Origin of the sequence: Brevibacillus centrosporus (genome assembly GCF_046622605.1) — a bacterium.
In the GTDB taxonomy this organism is placed as follows: Bacteria; Bacillota; Bacilli; order Brevibacillales; family Brevibacillaceae; genus Brevibacillus; species Brevibacillus centrosporus.
The window spans coordinates 5,663,167-5,680,934 of the sequence record NZ_CP176856.1 but is presented as its reverse complement, the minus strand read 5'-3'; the positions used below and the strand labels follow the sequence as shown (position 1 = coordinate 5,680,934).

Here is a 17,768-nt window from a genome sequence, read left to right as displayed (position 1 = left end):
CTTTTGTACATGTCGTCCCCTCAGTTTCTTTTTTATATTTATTTGGTTTATTTTAACTATAGCAGTCTATTTATTCAGACACGAACCATTTATTTCCTAATCCTATGAAAAACAACAAAAAAACCATGACTTTTGAAGGTCACGGTTTTTCAGCTGCGTACGTTTGCAGGCAATCTAGAAAGAGATGCCCATACTTATCGAATTTCGACTCCCCTACTCCTTTTACTTTCAGCATGGCAGCCTTGTCCGTTGGGCAGAGACTGCTCATTTCTTTGAGCGTGCTGTCGTGGAAAATGACGTATGGCGGCACGCCCTCACGCTGGGAAATTTCTTTGCGTACTTGGCGCAGACGCTCGAACAAGTCGTCATCCTCTTCCTGCTGCACAGGTCGGATCGCGATCTTTTGCCAGACTCGTTCTTCGCCTTTTAGCACGGGCAGCGCTTTCTCGCCCAGCTTAACGATCGGGTACTGGCTTTCTGTGACCTGCAAATATCCTTCCGCGATCAGGATTTGAATCAAATCCATAATCTCTTTTTCCTTGTATTCTTTCATCAGGCCATAGGTCGGCAGCTGGTCAAAGCCGAGCTGTGTGACCTTCTTGTTTTTTGAAGCCTTGAGCACCTGCGCTACCAAGGCAGCACCGAAGCGTTCCCGCATTCTTTTCACGCAGGAAAAGATCTTCTGCGCCTCCAGCGTGATGTCGGCAAGCTCTGTATCATCCGTGCAGTTCGCGCATTGACCGCAGGCTGGCGCGTCGTTTTCGCCAAAGTATTGAACGATGTATTGCTGCAAGCATCGCGGTGTCCGGCAATAGTCGATCATGGCGTACAGCTTTTTATATTCATGCTCTTTGCGCTCGTCAGTCAGCTGATTCTGCTCGATGAAAAAGGTCTGGGTCTGAATGTCCTGCGGCTGGAACAATAGGATACACTCACTCTTCTCCCCGTCACGGCCAGCGCGGCCAGCCTCTTGGTAGTACGCTTCGAGATTTTTCGGCATGTTGTAGTGAATCACATACCGCACGTTGGATTTGTCGATCCCCATCCCAAACGCATTGGTGGCGACCATCGTCCGCACATCGTCAAACAGGAAAGCCTCCTGATTTTGTGCCCGCTCTTCCTCTGACAGTCCCGCATGATATTTCGTAACCGCGAAGCCGCGTTTGCTCAAATCAGCATGGAGCGCGTCTACGTCTTTTCTCGTCGCCGCATAGATGATGCCCGCTTGCTGGCTGTTTGCCCGCAGGTAATCGGTAATAAAGGTGCGGCGGTTCTCCCCCTTGCGCACGGACATGATCAGATTGTCTCTGCCAAAGCCCGTGATAAAGGTGCGCTCGTCAACCAAAGTAAGCTGGCGGCGAATGTCCTCGGTGACTTCAGGTGTTGCCGTAGCCGTCAAGGCAGCGACGACAGGGCGCTCGGGCAGTGTGCGTAGGAACCGGGCGATCTCCAGATAGCTCGGGCGGAAATCATGGCCCCACTGGGATACACAGTGAGCCTCGTCTACCGCTACAAAGGAAATCGGCACATCGCGGATCAGTGCCTGGAACGATTCGGACTCTAGACGCTCCGGGGCGATATAGAGCAGCTTGTACCCCCCACTTGCTGCCAGTCTCAGCCTTTCCCGCACTTCACTCGCTTCTAGTGAGCTATTGATCTGCGTAGCAGGGATGCCCATGCTGACCAGTACATCCACCTGATCTTTCATCAAAGAAATTAACGGGGAGATGACGATCGTCACACCGTCAAACAGCATCGCCGGAACCTGGTAGCAGATCGATTTCCCGCCGCCGGTCGGCATGATTCCCAAGGTGTCGTGGCCACTCAACAAACTCTCAATCATTTTCTTTTGCCCTTCCCGAAACGAGGGATAGCCAAAGTATTTTTGCAAGACTTCTAGCGCTTTATCAAACAAAGAGAATTCACCTTCTCTTCCCAAGTGTTTATCCAAAGGATTCTTTTAGTGTACTTGCAGCCTTTGAGACAAAACAAGGGGAAGAGTTGGATTTGATGAAAAACGAATCGCGTTTCTTTATAACGATTCCTCTTGTGTGACTCTTTTCGGATACCGATGTTGAAAAATGGACCGAAATCCTAGGAAGATCCCGTAACCAATCATGCCTCCTGCTGTATTCAGCAAAAGATCATCGACATCAAAGGTCCCGATGCTGGCCAGCAATTGTGTCCCCTCCATACATAGGCTGAAGAGAAAGGCTAGGATCGTTACGGTCACTAGAGAGCGATTTTTCTCCTTTTGCAGAATAGGGAGCAGGAACCCAAAAGGAAGAAAAGCGATAACGTTGCCTATGAAATTCACGTTACTGTGCATATTTCCCCCTGCTAGCAAATTGTCCATATACTTCATGATTTCATGAAACGGGATAAGGTTTCCTCTGTTCGCCAGGCTTTCCCAGATGAGCTGCGGCTGCGAGAGGCTGTGAGCAATCGAGGGGAACACCTTGGCCGCATTCATCCAGCTAAATTTAAAGAGGATTACTTTTATCACCAGTATCAAATACAGGGCAAAGGCGACAGAAAAGGTAGCTCGCAGCAAGAGATTGATCCCTTTTTTCATCTGTAGGAAAACCCCTTTTCCAGCAGCTTCTTTGTTTCCGTAAACCGTCCTACCTCCGTGTCCGTTCCCATCACAACTGAAATCAATCTGCGGCCTTCCCGTTTAGCCGTACCTGTAAAGCAGTAGCCCGCTTCGTCTGTAAAGCCGGTTTTCAGTCCATCCATACCTGACACTCGCAAGGACTCGTTCTGGGAGAGCAGCATCAGATTGGTGTTCGTTACCTTTTCCCCAGTAGAGTTAAGCTGCACCTGCGGATCCGAGGTCAATTCCACGATTTCGGGGAAATCATTGACCAGTCGATACGCCAGACGACCGACGTCTTTTGCTGTCATTTGGTTTTGTCCGTAGCTGTAAACCAGTCCTGTCGCATTCACGAACTGGGAAGATTTCAGTCCGAGCTCCTGCGCTTTCTGGTTCATGAGCGCGGCAAAGTTCGTTGTGCTGCCTGCTAGGTACTCACCGATGGCAACCGCCGCATTATTGGCAGAGCCTACAGCCATCGCCTCGTATAGATCTCGCAGCGGGTATACCTCCCCTGCCCGAAGACTCACTCTGGCCCCTTCTGCTGTTGCCGCATTTTCCGATACCTCCACGCTGTCTTCCCATGTGACCCGTTTATCCCGGATGGCCTCCAGCAGGATGTATTCTGTCATCATTTTCGACATGCTCGCTACAGGATATGGCGTATCCCCATCCTGCTCGTACAGGACATCTCCGGTCTCGGCATCCACCAAAACAGCAGCCCTCGCATCGAGCGTGAAGAACGCTCGATCCAAGCCGCCTAGAAAGCTCTCCTCCTCTTCTCCAGCTTGTATCCACGTCCATATGCCTGCAATACCTGCTATCAGCATGAGCAGCAGCAACCTTCTGCCCTTTTTCCGTTTCATGCAAAAAGCCTCCCTTTCCAGTGTACGAGCAACGTTTCTTCTACACCGCAAGGATAGGCCTTTCGATTTAAAAAACTCAAAATCGTTTCTAAAGAAAGGGTAAAGAGATTATGAAGCTTGCATACTGGAGAGTGGAAGCCATACCGTAAACGTCGTCCATTCTGCTGTACTCGTCACTGAAATCTGACCGTGATGCAGATCGATGATGCTCTTGGCAATCGCCAGTCCCAGACCAGAGCCTCCGGTTTCCTTGGAACGCGAGGCTTCGACCCTATAGAATCGCTCAAATAGATTGGGCAGGGCCTCAGCAGGAATCGGCGTGCCGTTGTTTCCGACCGAAAAGGAAATGCCATCCGGTACACGAAACAGGCGAACGGCGATCATCGTACCGTCTCGACCGTATTTGATGGCGTTGGAAATCAGGTTCTCCAGCACACGTACCAGCTTGTCCGTATCTCCCCACATTTCTACCTTTTCATCCGGTGTTTCCACTTGCAGCTGCAGGCCCGCTTCATGCGCTGCGATTCGAAAGCCTACGGCAACCTGTTCGACCAGCTCCACCAGGTCAAACTGCGTCCGGTTCAAATAGGCGCCGCGGTTGCGCACTTTCGTATACTCAAACAAATCGTTCACCAGTACATTCATCTGCTTGGCTTTTTCATAGGCGATATGAGTGTACTGTCTAATCTGATTTTCATCCTGGTACTTTCCTTGCTCAATCAATCCCAGATAGCCGATGATCGAGGTCAGAGGCGTACGAAGATCATGAGAGACGTTCGTGACGAGCTCGTCCTTTGACTGCTCGAGCCTGCGTTCCTCCTCCATCGCATCGGTCGTGCTTTTGACGAGGGCGTGAATACTGTCCACGACATTCCCCAAGCTCCCCGCGGGCCTGATCGAGATCTGATGATCGTAATTGCCCTTTGCAATGTAGTGAAGCTCCTCGATGATCTGGTTCATTTGTCTTTGTTCCTTGTATTTCCGGATGCGAACCAGCGTCCATGCCGCAAACAGTCCTGTCGACAACAGCAGAATCGGGATTTTAAACGTGTCAAAGCCATAGGTATTGCGGAACTTCCACACAAAGTTTTTGATCTCGGGTATCCGATACAGATAGTTGTTGGCGAAATAGGACAGCGCCTGAAATACAGCAAACAGGATGAGCAAGCCAAGCATGATTTCGAGCAAAATCCGCAGGAAGTCTCGGACGTTAAGCTTCAATTTTATAGCCTACCCCCCATACGGTCTGGATCACCTTTTCTCCGTTGGTCGCCTTCTCCAGCTTTTCTCGCAGGTTGCTGATATGGACCATCACGGTTTTGTAGGACACGTAGTTATCCATTTTCCAGCAGCGGTCGAAGATTTCTTCGGAGCTGAATACGCGGTTTGGGTGACTCGCCAGCAAAAAGAGGATGGAGAATTCCAGCGCTGTCAGCTTGATAGGTACGCCATCCTTGGTCTGCGCCACATGGCTCTGCTTGTCGATGATCAACGGGCCTACCTCGATCACGTTGTCATGCTTTTGTTTGGCATGGCTATAGTTGGCGCGTCGCAGCAGCGATTTGACCCTGGCGATGACCTCCAGCGGATTGAACGGCTTGGCTACGTAATCGTCGGCGCCTGTCATGAGCCCCATGATCTTGTCCATGTCGTTCGTCTTCGCACTTGCCATCAGGATGGGGATCTGCGAGTTTTTCCGCACGCGTTTGGTGACTTCCAAGCCATCGAGCTGCGGCATCATGACGTCCAGAATGACCAGGTGAAACTCCTTTTGGGCGAGCTTGTCCATTGCCTCCATTCCGTCAAACGCCTTTTCGATCTCATAGCCCTCGTTACCTAGATATATAGCAAGCAGGTCCACGATTTCTTTGTCATCATCTACGATCAAGATTCTCATAGCCTACCCTCCTGTTTTTCCGATAAATGTAAGTTCACTATAGCAGAGAAAGGTAAAGAAATCCTAAAGATGGGGGAAGAAAACATTTGATTTCAAGGTTCGGTGGTGGAGCGGTGGAAAAAGGAGAAAACGCTCCGTTAGTAGGGCCACTTCTTACGGGGTCATCCCTGGACGGCTCCATTGCAAAAGCGGAACCCCGCGTCCAAAGTGGTACTTCTGGGATGTTGATTCAGAGGTGGACGCTAAAGACAGGTTCCGCCTTTTCCATTACGCCTTGGCTGTGTCCCTAATGCCTTCGCTTATTCCTCCTTTTTCCTGGAGCTTCCTGCAAAATTAAATGATTTCTTTTTGAGAGATCATCCCAAAATACATTTTTTCAATTTGCGACCCACACCACAGAAATTCATCATCACAGCATCTATAATGAAAGACAAAGACGTGAGAGGATGAAGTAAAATGAGTAAGAAGAAAAAAGCAGTATCTGTCGGTGGCATTTTTTTGGTGGGAGTGCTTGCCGGCTCCGCTCTTATGTATAACAATTCTGTCTATCATTCGGTTAGTGCTGCCTTCGGACAGGGAGCAGCAAAAAATAGTGTCGCTCAAGCTGGCGGAGACTTAAGTGGATCAGATTTAGAAGCGGCATTGCAGGCTGTGCAAAATTCGCGCGCCAATGCACTAGAAGATCAATTGAGAGAACAATTGAAAGCAGTCCAAGACAGAAATGCGACGATCGCTGAATTAAATAAATTGCTTACGAAGCTTAATGTCGCTTTGAAAAATGTGGAAAAGAACGGTGCCTCTCCAGACCAGCCTATTGAAATAAGCGACGAAGTTCTGGACTCGTTAAAAGGAAATGAGATAGAAGTACGTGGTGATTTGACCGTAAGTGAGCTACAAAGGCTGATCGAGAGTGTCAAGGATTCCATCGATGAACAATCCAATGAGCAACAGATGGATATGATTAAGCTGCAAGAGCTGACCAATAAGCGTAATGAAGCTTTTGATACCATGACTGATTTGATTAAGAAAATGCAAGATTCGAGAGGCACTATTATTGGCAATATGAGATAAAGGACGAAACGTAAATGCCAGTTACGGATGTATTTCAATTCTTGCGCGAGCACCCATTGCTGCGAGGAGTGCCAGATTCCGAGTTGGAAATCGTGGCTCGGTTAATTGAACCTATCTATATCAGCGATGGAGAGTCGCTTCTTATCGAAGGAGATGCGAGCACAGATTGCTTCTTTATCCATACAGGCAGTGTGCAGGTATCCTCACGAAATCTGGTAGGCAATACACTCCTGCTCGCAGAGCTAGGACCGGGTAGCCTAGTCGGGGAAATGGGATTGCTTCAGCATGAACGCAGATCTGCGTCCGTAACCGCCTTCCATGATGTGATTGCCCTGCGCTTGGAGCGGCAATCTTTTGAGCTTCTTGCGAAAGTAAGCCCCCTATTCCATGAAAGCTTGCTGTACACCGTTCGTATCCGGATGCTTCATAGAAAGCTTCGAAAAGCTTCCATATGGTCGGTGATCCCTGATGCGGAGCTGCGTGGTCTTGCCGAGGTGATCACGACGCGCAAGGTTGCAAAGGGTGAGACCATTCTAGAAATGGGAGCGTGCGCGGATCAATTCTTTATGGTGAGTAGTGGACGATTCGAAGCGCGCAGAAAGGACCGAAAGAAAAGCCTTCTTCTGGAAGGGGATTTTTTTGGAGAAGAGCTGCTGCTGGCAGATCTCCCGTCAGAGTACACCCTAACGGCTTTAGAAGATAGTGAGCTAATGGTTCTGGGCAAGGAAGAGTTTCTCTCTATTCTTGGCTGCTATGCCCCCATTCTTAAGCAATTTTGCGAGATCATTCGTATCCGTCACCCCCATGCTCTTCCAAAGCTAGCCAACGAGCTTCACACAGAGCAGCAACTGGCTGTAGATACTGCTGCCGCTTTCGTGCCGAAAGCTAGAGAGCGCTGGATAGATAGTCTTCTCTGGCTGGGCGGGGGCTTTCTTGTGCTGTCCCTATTGGCATTATTTTTAAATAACCATATCCTGCACGTCGTAACGTTGTTGGCAGGAGGACTTGTTGGTCCTGTTACCTTTGTTGCATATATGAGGGATCATCAGCTTTTGGGAATTAAACAGACGCAAGTAAGCCTATTATTCGCAGCCTCCGGCATATTCGCTGTTCCAGTAGCTTTTTTATTGGAGCGCGTATGGTTCATGAATAACGCTGTAAGCACGATAGATTATTCGCAGCTTGGTGCTCCTTTGGCTATCTCTCTCATTGAGGAAGGGGCCAAGCTCGTCATTTGCTTTCTGATTGCTCGACCGAAGCGTATGCCATTTTTAATGGACGCGCTTGTATTTGGAGCAGCAGCAGGCATGGGGTTTGCAGCAATCGAAAGCATGCTGTACGGCTGGTCACACTTGGAGCAAGCCTCTTCACTGGGGATGCTCTCCATGCTTTGGATCCGGGCGCTACTATCTCCCTTTGGTCACGGGGCATGGACCGCTATAGCAGCAGCTGGGGTATGGCTGATCGTATCTGCATTGCGTCCGAGGACGCGAAAAAGTGACAAGCGAGCCTGGAAGGTCTTTGGGGCGGCCTTGCTCGTTTTGATTGTCATCACCCTCCATGCACTTTGGGACTTTCAATTCGGGAGCAGCATGGTCACTGTCGGGGTGATGGTCGCCATTGGCTGTATGGATGTCGTTTTGTTATTTATCCTCATTCGCGCTGGTCGCAAGGAAGAGCTACATAGCTTTACAACCATGAATCCATACGTGCAGGAGCAATTGCGGCATCATGTCCCGGAGGATACCGCAACAGGTGAGCTTTACTGTGGAAGCTGTGGCAGTGCCTCTCCTCGAAGCGCGAGATATTGTGCGCGCTGCGGGCATGCTTTGAGAATCTGATACCGTTCTGCGTAGAGCATGAAAAAGCCGCCAGCATTTTCGCTGGCGGCCTTCTTTTTCTATGCATTTGTCTGTTTTTCCGCGTCTATTCTTTTGGATGAATCATTTGCTCAGGACGTACTACTTGATCAAACTGCTCTTCCGTCAGCAGCTTGCTCTTGATGGCCGCCTCTTTTAGGGTGAGGCCTTCTTTATGGGCGAGCTTTGCGACAGAGGCGGCATTTTCGTAGCCGATATGCGGATTGAGAGCTGTGACGAGCATCAGGGAGTTGCTCAGGTTTTTCTCGATGACGGGCTGATTCGGCTCGATCCCGACAGCGCAGTGGTCGTTAAAGGAATGCAGCGCATCTGCTAAAAGCCTGGCAGATTGCAGAAAGTTGTAGACGATGACCGGCTTGAAGACGTTTAGCTCAAAATTGCCTTGGCTTGCAGCAAAGCCAATCGCTGCATCATTGCCCATGACCTGGCAGACGACCATCGTCATCGCCTCGCTTTGGGTCGGGTTCACTTTCCCGGGCATGATCGAGCTTCCCGGTTCGTTGGCCGGAATCGTGATCTCTCCGATACCGCAACGTGGTCCACTCGCCAGCCATCTGACGTCGTTGGCGATCTTCATCAGGTCAGCTGCCAGCGCCTTCAACGCCCCATGCGCATGCACGATCTCATCGTGGCTGGTCAAAGCGTGAAACTTGTTTTCGGCCGTGACAAACCGCTTGTTTGTCACGCGGCTGATTTCCTCGGCGACCATCTCCCCAAAGCGTGGGTGCGCGTTGATCCCCGTTCCGACTGCGGTTCCTCCAATCGCCAGCTCTCGCATGTACTCGTTGCTCTCTTTGATCATTTTTTCGCATTTCGCCAGCATCCGCACCCATCCGCTGATCTCTTGCCCCAGAGTCAGTGGAGTCGCATCCTGCAGGTGAGTCCGACCAATTTTGATGATGTCCATATACGCTTCGCTCTTTTTTAGGAGCGTTTCCTTAAGCACCGCTATCGCTGGCAAAACGAGGTCCTCGATGACGGCTACGCTCGCCATATGCATCGCGGTAGGGAAGGTGTCGTTGGAGCTTTGCGACTTGTTGACATCGTCATTAGCATGGATGCGTGCAGCGCTTCCCTTTTGCTCCAACAGCTGGTTGCCCCGATGCGCGATCACTTCGTTCACATTCATATTCGACTGTGTTCCGCTGCCGGTTTGCCACACCACGAGGGGAAAATGCTCGTCCCAGCTTCCTCCGATGACTTCATCTGCTGCCTTGATGATGGCATCTGCCTTTTCCGGTTCCAGCTTGCCCAGCTTCTGGTTTACTGCAGCCGCACTCTTCTTCAAAATGGCAAACATTCGGATGAGCTCGATCGGCATTTTTTCTCCACCGATCTTGAAGTTCTGAAAACTGCGCTGTGTCTGCGCACCCCACAATTTATCTGCTGGAACCTGTATTTCGCCGATGGTGTCCTTCTCGATTCTGTATTCCATCTCTCATCCTCCTTTTATCATCCATTACCCAGCTTTATGATGCCCAGCTTTTGGCTATGCAATAGTGACAGACGAATACGAAATTACCTGAAACTTCCTGAAGAACGAAATCTATTTCTGAAAAACTTCTAAAAAAGAAGCCACTCATCGCGGCTCTGTGCTCGTCCGCTCTGACATGGCTTCTTTGCTGTTCTTTTCTCTGATCCCTAATTGCTACCGACTTTCTACTTCTACAGAAATCACATGATCTACCGTTTTCAACGAACTATAGATATCGGTCGTGTACGTGTCCTCGGATGAAATAATCATCATCTCCAGCTTTTGCTGGCCATTGTCCACATCCTTCACTTTGACCCGCTTGACCTGTAAATTCAGATGCTTGATCTGCTTGAATACATCATCTAAGTTCCCCATGCCATCAACGACGATCTTGATCGACAAATCCCGCTGACGCAGGGAGCGCGGACCCACCCATCTAAGCAGCAGCGGAAACAAATTAATGGCCAAAATGATCAGGATCGCGGCAGTCGTCGCTTCGAAATAAAATCCCGCTCCCACCGCAATGCCGAGTCCAGATGCAGCCCAAACCATGGAAGCCGTGGTCAAGCCAGAAATGACGTCATTGCTTCTACGCAAGATCACGCCGGCACCTAGAAAACCGACCCCACTGACAATTTGCGCAGCCAAGCGCAGCGGATCCATGTTGGTGTGACCAGGCAAGGAAAATCGATGCACCGATTCAATGGAAACAATCGTGATCAGACAACTGGCTACGGAGATAACCATGCTTGTTTTTACACCAAGCGGTTTGTGCTTCAGCTGCCTGTCCATCCCGATAATCAGTCCTAGTAAAAGCGCAATCCCCAGCTTCATTAAAAAATCGTATGTCATCCATTTCTCCCCCGTTCCATTCACGTCATGTCAGCTTTCCTACCATAGACTAATATAGAAAGTATATACGCTCCCCCTAGAAAATAGGAGTAAAATTTTTTAGATGTTCACACCTATTGTAAACGCGAGCTTTGTTGTCCATGCAAAAAGCGGAAAATCCTTGGAGCAAGGACCTTCCGCTATCTCTTAACCTGTATGAGCTTGTTGCGAATCATGCTGATTGATCAATCGTCTTTGCAAGCCCAGCAAACGGCCAAACAGGAAAACGGCACCTGCCGCCAGACCCGTAATCAGCCCGATCCAATACCCAAACGCTTGCAGCGATGTGTACTGCGCAAGTGCAAAGCCCAGCGGCAATCCAATCACCCAATACGATACGAGCGCTACGATAAAGGTGATCGTCACGTCCTTGTAGCCACGCAGAATTCCTTGAATCGGAGCCGCGATCGCATCCGAAATCAAAAACAAAATCGAGTACATCAGGAAATGCTGGGTCAAGCGGAGCACTTCCTCGTCCGTTGTGTAAAAGCCTGCTACTTGTTCATTAAACGCTAACAGCCCTACTCCAAACAGCAGTGCCAGTACAACGGCGACACTAATACCCAGATAGCTGTACTGCCGCGCATCGCGATAGCGGCGTGCCCCCACTTCGAAGCCGACCAAAATCGTCATCGCCATCGAAATGCTCATGGGCACCATGTAAATGAAAGAGGCAAAGTTCAATGCTGCCTGGTGAGCTGCAATCGTAATAGTGCTGTACTCACTCATGAACAAGGTTACTGCAGCGAAAATGCTCACCTCAAAGAAGATCGAGAAGCCAATCGGCAGGCCCAGCTTCAACAGCTCTTTCCAGGCTTGCAGGGAAACCGCGTAAAATTTCCCGAGCAATCCGTATTCCACAAATGGATGGACACGTTTTACAACAAACAGGCTAATCAGCAAAATGCACCAGTATGTGATAGCAGAAGCATAGCCTGCCCCGACTCCGCCCAGCCGAGGAAAACCCAAATTCCCGAAGATGAGAACATAGTTCAGAAAGATGTTAATCGGCAAGGAGAACAGAGTGATAAACATCGTAACGCGCGTTTCCCCGAGTGCGTCAATAAAGCAGCGAATGACTGTGTAGAGAAACAACGGGATGATCCCGATCGCTATGGCATGCAGAAAATCGATTGCGATCTCGCGTACACTCGGCTCCAAATCCATCAAATCCAGAATCGGATTGAGCACCAAGGCACCTACGATAATAACCGCGATACCAATCGCGATCGCCACGTAAAACGCTTGAACCACAGTAAAAGGAACACGGTCCCTCCGATTTGCCCCGACCATTTGAGCCACCATCGGAGTGACAGCGAGCAGAATCCCCGTCAATCCGGACTGCACAGGAGCCCATAAGCTAGCCCCGATCGCCACACCCGCCAAATCGATTGGACTGGCGTGCCCGGACATGATTGTATCGAAAAACGTCATAGAAAAAAGAGCTAGCTGCGAAATTAAAATCGGCAGCAGCACGACAAGAAATTGTCGCCATTTTCCTTTGATCGAGAAGGTTTCGTTCATTTTCAGTTGTTCCTCGCTCTGTATGATTTTGTAAATACATAAAATAATATTATAGCAAAAGGAAAGAGAGAAAGTAATGAAAAAAAGAGGCGCCCAACTGGTGATAAAATCCACCCTTTGGACACCCAATATTCTTTACATCAAAAGCAGTGGCACGACTTTACCCGCATTTACATCAATCAAGCCGATATCCGTGATCTTCAGTGCTGGACTGACTGGCAAAGAATGCGTGCTGATCGACATAATGGGGTTGTAGTGCTGATAGCCGAGCGACTCCATAGCACGGCGCAGCTGCTCGACTTCCTTCGCCGTTTTTTCCAGCGGCTCCTCGGTCAGGATTCCCCCAACTGGCAAATGAAGGCTGGCTATGACCTCCCCATTCTCGACCACGTAAAAACCGCCCTGGTTGCGAATGACTTCGTTCGCCGCCACCATCATGTCATGTGGATTGTGACCGACTACCAACAGGTTGTGATTATCGTGGGAATAACTCGTCGCTACTGCTCCGCGTTTGATCGTATCGCCGCTGATCAAGCCGTAGCCGCGGTTGCCGTTTTTCCCATACCGTTCAAATACGGCAATCAGCCCATAAGGACTCTCCTGCCAGCATAGCTCGCCGTCTTTGACTTCGACAATCCCGCGATGGTCTTCGGTAAAGGTGGAGCCGTTTTGCACGAGCATCACACGGCAAGGATAACGGTTGTCTGGCGCATCCGCCTGCACTGTAAAATCGGCTTCGTTCAATGGGGACAGTTGAATGCTCGAGTAAAAATGGTCAGGGAACTGACGGGGCTGTTCCGCTTGTACGTACGCTTCCTTTGCGTCATACGCCTTTTTTCCGTTTTTGTAGACTTGATCAATCGCAAGCTCACGCAGGTCAGACACCAGCAGGAAATCCGCAATCTTTCCTGGTGCGATCGCACCGCGGTCATGCATGTTCATTCTTTTGGCCGGCGTATAGGTGCTCGCATAAATCGCACGCTCTGGCTCCATGCCCATCGCCATTGCCTTTTTCACGATGTGGTTGAGATGGCCTCGCTTGTACAAGGAATCGGTCATGACATCATCCGTCACAAAGCAGAAATGCTCGGAAACATCCTGCTTGATCAAATACTCCATGACTTCCTCGGTCATTGACTTCTCCTGAATCTCGAGGAACATTCCGGCAGCGATCCGCGCCTCCATTCCTTCCGGTGTTTGATGCGTGTGGTCGGAATCGACTCCCGCGAAGAGCATCTGGTGCAAATCCAGATCGAGCAGCTTCGGAACATGACCCTCGATCACGAGATGCGGATACTCTTTGCGAATGTGCCTTAGGATCTGATTCGTTTTGCATTCCGGGTCGGAAATGACATCCACGTAGTTCATAATCTCGCCCAGGCAAATGATCTCCTCGGAGCGCAGCAATTCATCGATATCTGCGATCTCAACGGAGCCGCCCGTCGTCTCCATCGAGGTAGCTGGAACCGAGCTTGGGATCGCGTACTTCATGTCCACGACGCAGTCACGGCTCACGCGAATCATTTCCTTGATCCCTTCGATGCCAAATACGTTTGCCATCTCATGCGGCTCAGGTACAATCGTCGTCACCCCGTTTTGAATCAGAGCGAAGGAGAACGTCTCTGGCGTCACCATCGTGCTCTCGATATGCAGATGAATATCGACCAGGCCCGGAATCAGATAACGCCCTCCACCGGCGAGCACTTCGCCCGGTTCAAACGTCCCTGTACCTTGTTTTCCGATATAAAGAAACCTTCCGTCCAGAACGGCTACGTTTCCCTCGGTAAATTTTTTGAAATAGCTATTGTAGACGCGAACGTCCTGAATCAGCAAATCAACTTTCATGAAAAACGCCTCCTGTTGTTAATCCACCAGCACCATTTTGTCTTTGGGGAACAGCAGATTGACCTTTTGGCCGCTCCTGTACGGGGTCTCCATTTCTTGATTCACCGTGAAATCGCCCAGATCCGTCTCCACGACATATTGATAGCTGCGTCCCAGGAACGTACTGACTTTGACGCTTCCCCTCAAACGGTTCATCGCTTGATCCTGTGTCTCTTCCGTCGTCACCATCAGGTCATCAGGGCGAAGCGCGCATTTTTTGCCCGACGGATTCGCGGTGCCCGGATGATTGGCTGCAAGAAACGAGTGATCGCCTACGCGCAGGCTGATTTCTCCGTTTTGATTCGTGCGTTCGGCAAACGCAATGAAGTTGGTGAAGCCGATAAAGCGTGCAATGAATTCTGTTTTTGGGTATTTAAAAATCGTTGCCGGATCGTCCAGCTGCTCGATGACTCCTTTGTTCATGATCGCCACCTGATCGGAAATGGAGAAGCACTCCTCCTGATCGTGGGATACGTAAACCGTCGTGATGCCCAGCTCCTGCTGGATGCGGCGGATTTCGACCCGCATGTTGATGCGCAGGTTTGCATCCAGGTTGGAAAGTGGCTCGTCAAACAGCAGCAGGTCCGGCTGGATAACCAGCGCACGGGCAATCGCTACCCGCTGCCTTTGCCCACCGGAAAGCTCTTTCGGATGACGCTTTTCAAAGCCGTTCAGGCTGACGACATCCAGAATGTCCATGACGCGCTTTTTCACTTCGGTTTCGTTTACTTTTCGCAGGCGAAGACCGAATGCTACGTTGTCAAAAACGGACAGGTGCGGGAACAGCGCGTAGCTTTGAAATACGAACCCGAAATTGCGCCTGTTGACCGGAACGCGCGTGTAGTCTTTTCCATCAAACAGAAACTTGCCGTCCTTCGCTTCGAGGAATCCCGCGATCAGACGCAGCGTCGTAGTCTTCCCGCAGCCGCTCGGTCCCAGCAAGGAAATGAGCTGACCTTTTTCGATGTTCAGATTGAAATTTTGCAAAATGTACTGATTGTCGTAGGCAACCGATACGTTTTCCAGCGTGAGCAATGCCATGGTTTGATGCCTCCGTTATCGTTTAGTAAAGGCAGAAAGCCCCATAAGACGTTCGATGATGAACATGAGAATGGCCGTCACGATCATGAGCAGCACGGAAATAGCAGCAATCGTCGGGTCAAAGTTGTTTTCCACGTACGTCAGCATCTGGATCGGCAGCGTGCTTACCCCAGGACCTGTCATAAAGACGGAAATATCTACGTTATTGAACGACTCCAGAAAGGCGATCAGGATCGCAGCAATAATCCCGGAGCGAATGTTCGGCAGCACAACTTTAAAGAACGTTCCCAGGCGTCCTGCTCCCAGACTCAGCGCCGCTTCCTCGACGGCAAAATCAAAGTTGGACAAGCTCGAAGCCACGACTCGGATAATGAACGGCAGCATGACGACGGTGTGTCCCACCAAGAGCCCTGCGTAAATCGGCAAATCGTACACAACGATGACGTATTTGAGCATCGCAAAGCCCATGACAATGCCCGGAATGAGAACAGGCGAAATGAAGACCGCATTGAGCGCTGCTTTGCCCTTGAACTGAAAGCGACTCAGCGCATAGGCTGCGGGAATCCCCAAGATCAATGCAAGCAGATTGCCGATCAACGAGACAAACATGGACGTCTTGAACGTCGTCATGAACATCTCTACTTTGAAAATATTTTCGTACCAGCGCCAGGAAAAGCCCTCTGGCGGAAATTTCAAAACCGTCCCCGGTTCAAATGACGTAAAGGAAATGATGATGAGCGGCCCCAGCAAAAACAGAAACACCAGAAGCGTAAACAGGGCCAACCCGCGATTTTTCTCCTGCATAGCTTCTACCCCTTCGGATTTAATTTCGTCGCCAGTTTGTTCATCAGGAAAATCACCACAAAGGTAATGACAATCATGATCGTGGCAATGACGGATGCCATGTACCAGTCATTTAGCGTAATAGCATTTTGATAGAGAAACGTGGAGATGACCCGCTGCTTCCCACCCAGCAAAGCCGGTGTCGTATAAGCGGTCAAGCTGCCTACGAATACAAGAATGCTTCCGATGATGAGTCCTGGTACACTGAGCGGCACGATGACCTTGCGAAACGCCGTAAACTTGGACGCTCCCAGGCTTTCGGCAGCTTTGATCAGGTCCGGATCGATGTTTTCCATGACCCCTACCAGCGTGATAATGATCAAAGGCAGGAACAGATGGATCAAGCCGATCATCATCGCGGTAGGCGTGTACAATATTTCCAACGGCTTTTCGATCAGCCCTATCGAGATCAGGGAGCTGTTCAAAAGCCCTTTTTTTCCGAGAATAATCATCCAGCTAAACGAGCGTACAACCGAGCTCGTCAGCAAAGGAAAAATTGCCAAGGCCAAGAGAATGCCTTTTTTGCGAGCACCCAGCTTGGAGATGTAATAGGCAGCCGGGAAGCCTAACAGGATGCAAACAATCGTGGTTACGAGACTTACCTGCAAGGTAGTCAGCAGGATCTTGATAAAATACGGATCGGTCAGAAACTTGAGATAGCCTTCAACGGTAAAGCTTCCTTCATGAAAGAAGGTGGACGCAATCGTCATCACGATCGGAATGATCATGAACAGCGTCAAAAACAGAACGCCTGGCAGCAATAACAGATAAAGACCCTTTTTCTTCATGCATTAACTCCTGTTCCCGGAATCGTCAGGCTTTCAGGGCGCGGATAAAGCGTTCAAAAAACGCTTCGGCATCCACGGCCAGGCAGACGTTCACGTTGGGTTCTTTCCCCCAGCGATTCTGGAAATCGCACACGGTTTGTCCATCACACAGCTCACTTCTCGTTTCCACATCTACGTAAAGCTTCTGGGTCGTCACGAGATTGCGGTTCAGTGCCACTCCTACAGCAAGCGGGTCATGCATGGCGCAGGCTCTCACGCCATTGCGCTCAAAATAGCGTTCCAGGTAATCGGATGTGCTCTGTTTTACGTAACGGGCAATCGATGTATCTCCCAGCTCGCGAATATGGTCTTCGTTCAGCAAAACTTTTCTTGTCACATCGAGACCGACCATCGTCAGCTCTGGGAAGCCTGCGTGCAGTACGACCTTTGCTGCTTCCGGATCGACGTACATGTTGTACTCTGCTGTTGGTGTGACATTCCCGTGTTCGCGAACGACACCGCCCATAAAAATGACTTCCTTCACATGGTGCACGAGCTCCGGACATTTCCGTACGGCCAGTGCGAGGTTGGTCAAAGGACCTGTCATGACCAAGGTCACTTCCCCCGACTGCGCAAGCACATTTTCGATGATAAAATCAGGCGCAAAGCCCTTCGTCGGCTGCGTCACGACTGTTGCCTCGCGCAAAGCTCCTCCAAGACCGTCTTCCCCGTGTACCCGATGCTCGAAAAACACTGTCCGCAATAATGGCTGGGAAGCTCCCGGCACGAGAGGAATCTGCTCTCCCACTTGAAGCAGATCGAGAATCTTGCACGTATTTTCCGTCGCCTTTCCAAGCGACACGTTACCGTTCACCGTTGTGATTCCGATCAGATCCATTTCCCCGCTTTTGACAGCGAGAATAATCCCCAATGCATCATCAATGCCGGTATCCACATCCAGAATGATCTTGTGCTTCATGAGCGAGCCTCCTGCTTTTTCTCGAAAGAAAGATCAAGGGCATAAACGAGATTGC

15 protein-coding genes are annotated in these 17,768 nt (G+C 50.1%); 2 read left to right on the top strand and 13 right to left on the bottom strand.

What is annotated here, in order from left to right; genetic code table 11:
* Positions 1-139 precede the first annotated feature (139 nt).
* The 5 genes from recQ to ACLIN2_RS28380 all read right to left on the bottom strand — a co-directional run bounded on the left by recQ (position 140) and on the right by ACLIN2_RS28380 (position 5,359).
* The gene (recQ, locus tag ACLIN2_RS28400) at positions 140-1,915 is read right to left on the bottom strand and encodes a DNA helicase RecQ (RefSeq protein WP_411502812.1); all 1,776 of its coding nucleotides are present in this window, start codon (positions 1,913-1,915) and stop codon (positions 140-142) included.
* Positions 1,916-2,032: 117 nt separating this feature from the next.
* Complete coding sequence (locus ACLIN2_RS28395) at positions 2,033-2,575, bottom strand: VanZ family protein (RefSeq protein ID WP_411502811.1); 543 nt, start codon at positions 2,573-2,575, stop codon at positions 2,033-2,035.
* Positions 2,572-3,462 (bottom strand): D-alanyl-D-alanine carboxypeptidase family protein, encoded by an 891-nt coding sequence (locus tag ACLIN2_RS28390; RefSeq protein ID WP_411502810.1) that lies wholly within the window; start codon positions 3,460-3,462, stop codon positions 2,572-2,574. Before ACLIN2_RS28390 ends, ACLIN2_RS28395 begins: the two co-directional genes overlap by 4 nt.
* Positions 3,463-3,570: 108 nt before the next feature.
* Positions 3,571-4,683, bottom strand: coding sequence for a sensor histidine kinase (locus ACLIN2_RS28385; RefSeq protein WP_411502809.1), 1,113 nt, complete (start codon positions 4,681-4,683; stop codon positions 3,571-3,573).
* Entirely contained in the window at positions 4,673-5,359 is a 687-nt protein-coding gene (locus tag ACLIN2_RS28380; RefSeq protein ID WP_092268450.1) for a response regulator transcription factor, read from the bottom strand. Before ACLIN2_RS28380 ends, ACLIN2_RS28385 begins: the two co-directional genes overlap by 11 nt.
* A gap of 456 nt (positions 5,360-5,815) precedes the next feature.
* Here ACLIN2_RS28380 and ACLIN2_RS28375 point away from each other — a divergent pair, with 456 nt between their 5' ends.
* Together ACLIN2_RS28375 and ACLIN2_RS28370 are read left to right on the top strand one after the other, a co-directional pair.
* Entirely contained in the window at positions 5,816-6,430 is a 615-nt protein-coding gene (locus tag ACLIN2_RS28375) for a hypothetical protein (protein WP_411502808.1), read from the top strand.
* Positions 6,431-6,444: 14 nt separating this feature from the next.
* Positions 6,445-8,271 carry a cyclic nucleotide-binding domain-containing protein gene (locus ACLIN2_RS28370; RefSeq protein ID WP_411502807.1) on the top strand — a complete coding sequence of 609 codons (1,827 nt, stop codon included), beginning with the start codon at positions 6,445-6,447 and terminating at the stop codon, positions 8,269-8,271.
* 85 nt (positions 8,272-8,356) lie between these two features.
* Here the strand turns inward: ACLIN2_RS28370 and fumC are convergent, their stop codons facing one another.
* From fumC to ACLIN2_RS28330, 8 genes are all read right to left on the bottom strand, one after another.
* Complete coding sequence (fumC, locus tag ACLIN2_RS28365; RefSeq protein WP_411502806.1) at positions 8,357-9,745, bottom strand: class II fumarate hydratase; 1,389 nt, start codon at positions 9,743-9,745, stop codon at positions 8,357-8,359.
* A gap of 213 nt (positions 9,746-9,958) precedes the next feature.
* Positions 9,959-10,636 carry an MgtC/SapB family protein gene (locus ACLIN2_RS28360; protein WP_411502805.1) on the bottom strand — a complete coding sequence of 226 codons (678 nt, stop codon included), beginning with the start codon at positions 10,634-10,636 and terminating at the stop codon, positions 9,959-9,961.
* A gap of 186 nt (positions 10,637-10,822) precedes the next feature.
* Positions 10,823-12,199, bottom strand: a complete 1,377-nt coding sequence (locus ACLIN2_RS28355) for an MATE family efflux transporter (RefSeq protein WP_400583529.1) — start codon at positions 12,197-12,199, stop codon at positions 10,823-10,825.
* Positions 12,200-12,334: 135 nt separating this feature from the next.
* Positions 12,335-14,044 carry an adenine deaminase C-terminal domain-containing protein gene (locus tag ACLIN2_RS28350; protein WP_411502804.1) on the bottom strand — a complete coding sequence of 570 codons (1,710 nt, stop codon included), beginning with the start codon at positions 14,042-14,044 and terminating at the stop codon, positions 12,335-12,337.
* An 18-nt stretch (positions 14,045-14,062) separates the two neighbouring features.
* Positions 14,063-15,124: an ABC transporter ATP-binding protein gene (locus ACLIN2_RS28345; RefSeq protein WP_411502803.1), complete on the bottom strand. Its 1,062-nt coding sequence runs from the start codon at positions 15,122-15,124 to the stop codon at positions 14,063-14,065.
* Positions 15,125-15,139: 15 nt separating this feature from the next.
* Positions 15,140-15,928, bottom strand: coding sequence for an ABC transporter permease (locus ACLIN2_RS28340; RefSeq protein WP_092271923.1), 789 nt, complete (start codon positions 15,926-15,928; stop codon positions 15,140-15,142).
* A gap of 5 nt (positions 15,929-15,933) precedes the next feature.
* The gene (locus ACLIN2_RS28335) at positions 15,934-16,755 is read right to left on the bottom strand and encodes an ABC transporter permease (protein ID WP_092271920.1); all 822 of its coding nucleotides are present in this window, start codon (positions 16,753-16,755) and stop codon (positions 15,934-15,936) included.
* A gap of 25 nt (positions 16,756-16,780) precedes the next feature.
* Positions 16,781-17,713, bottom strand: coding sequence for a nucleoside hydrolase (locus ACLIN2_RS28330; RefSeq protein ID WP_092271917.1), 933 nt, complete (start codon positions 17,711-17,713; stop codon positions 16,781-16,783).
* Between the last annotated feature and the right edge of the window lie 55 nt (positions 17,714-17,768).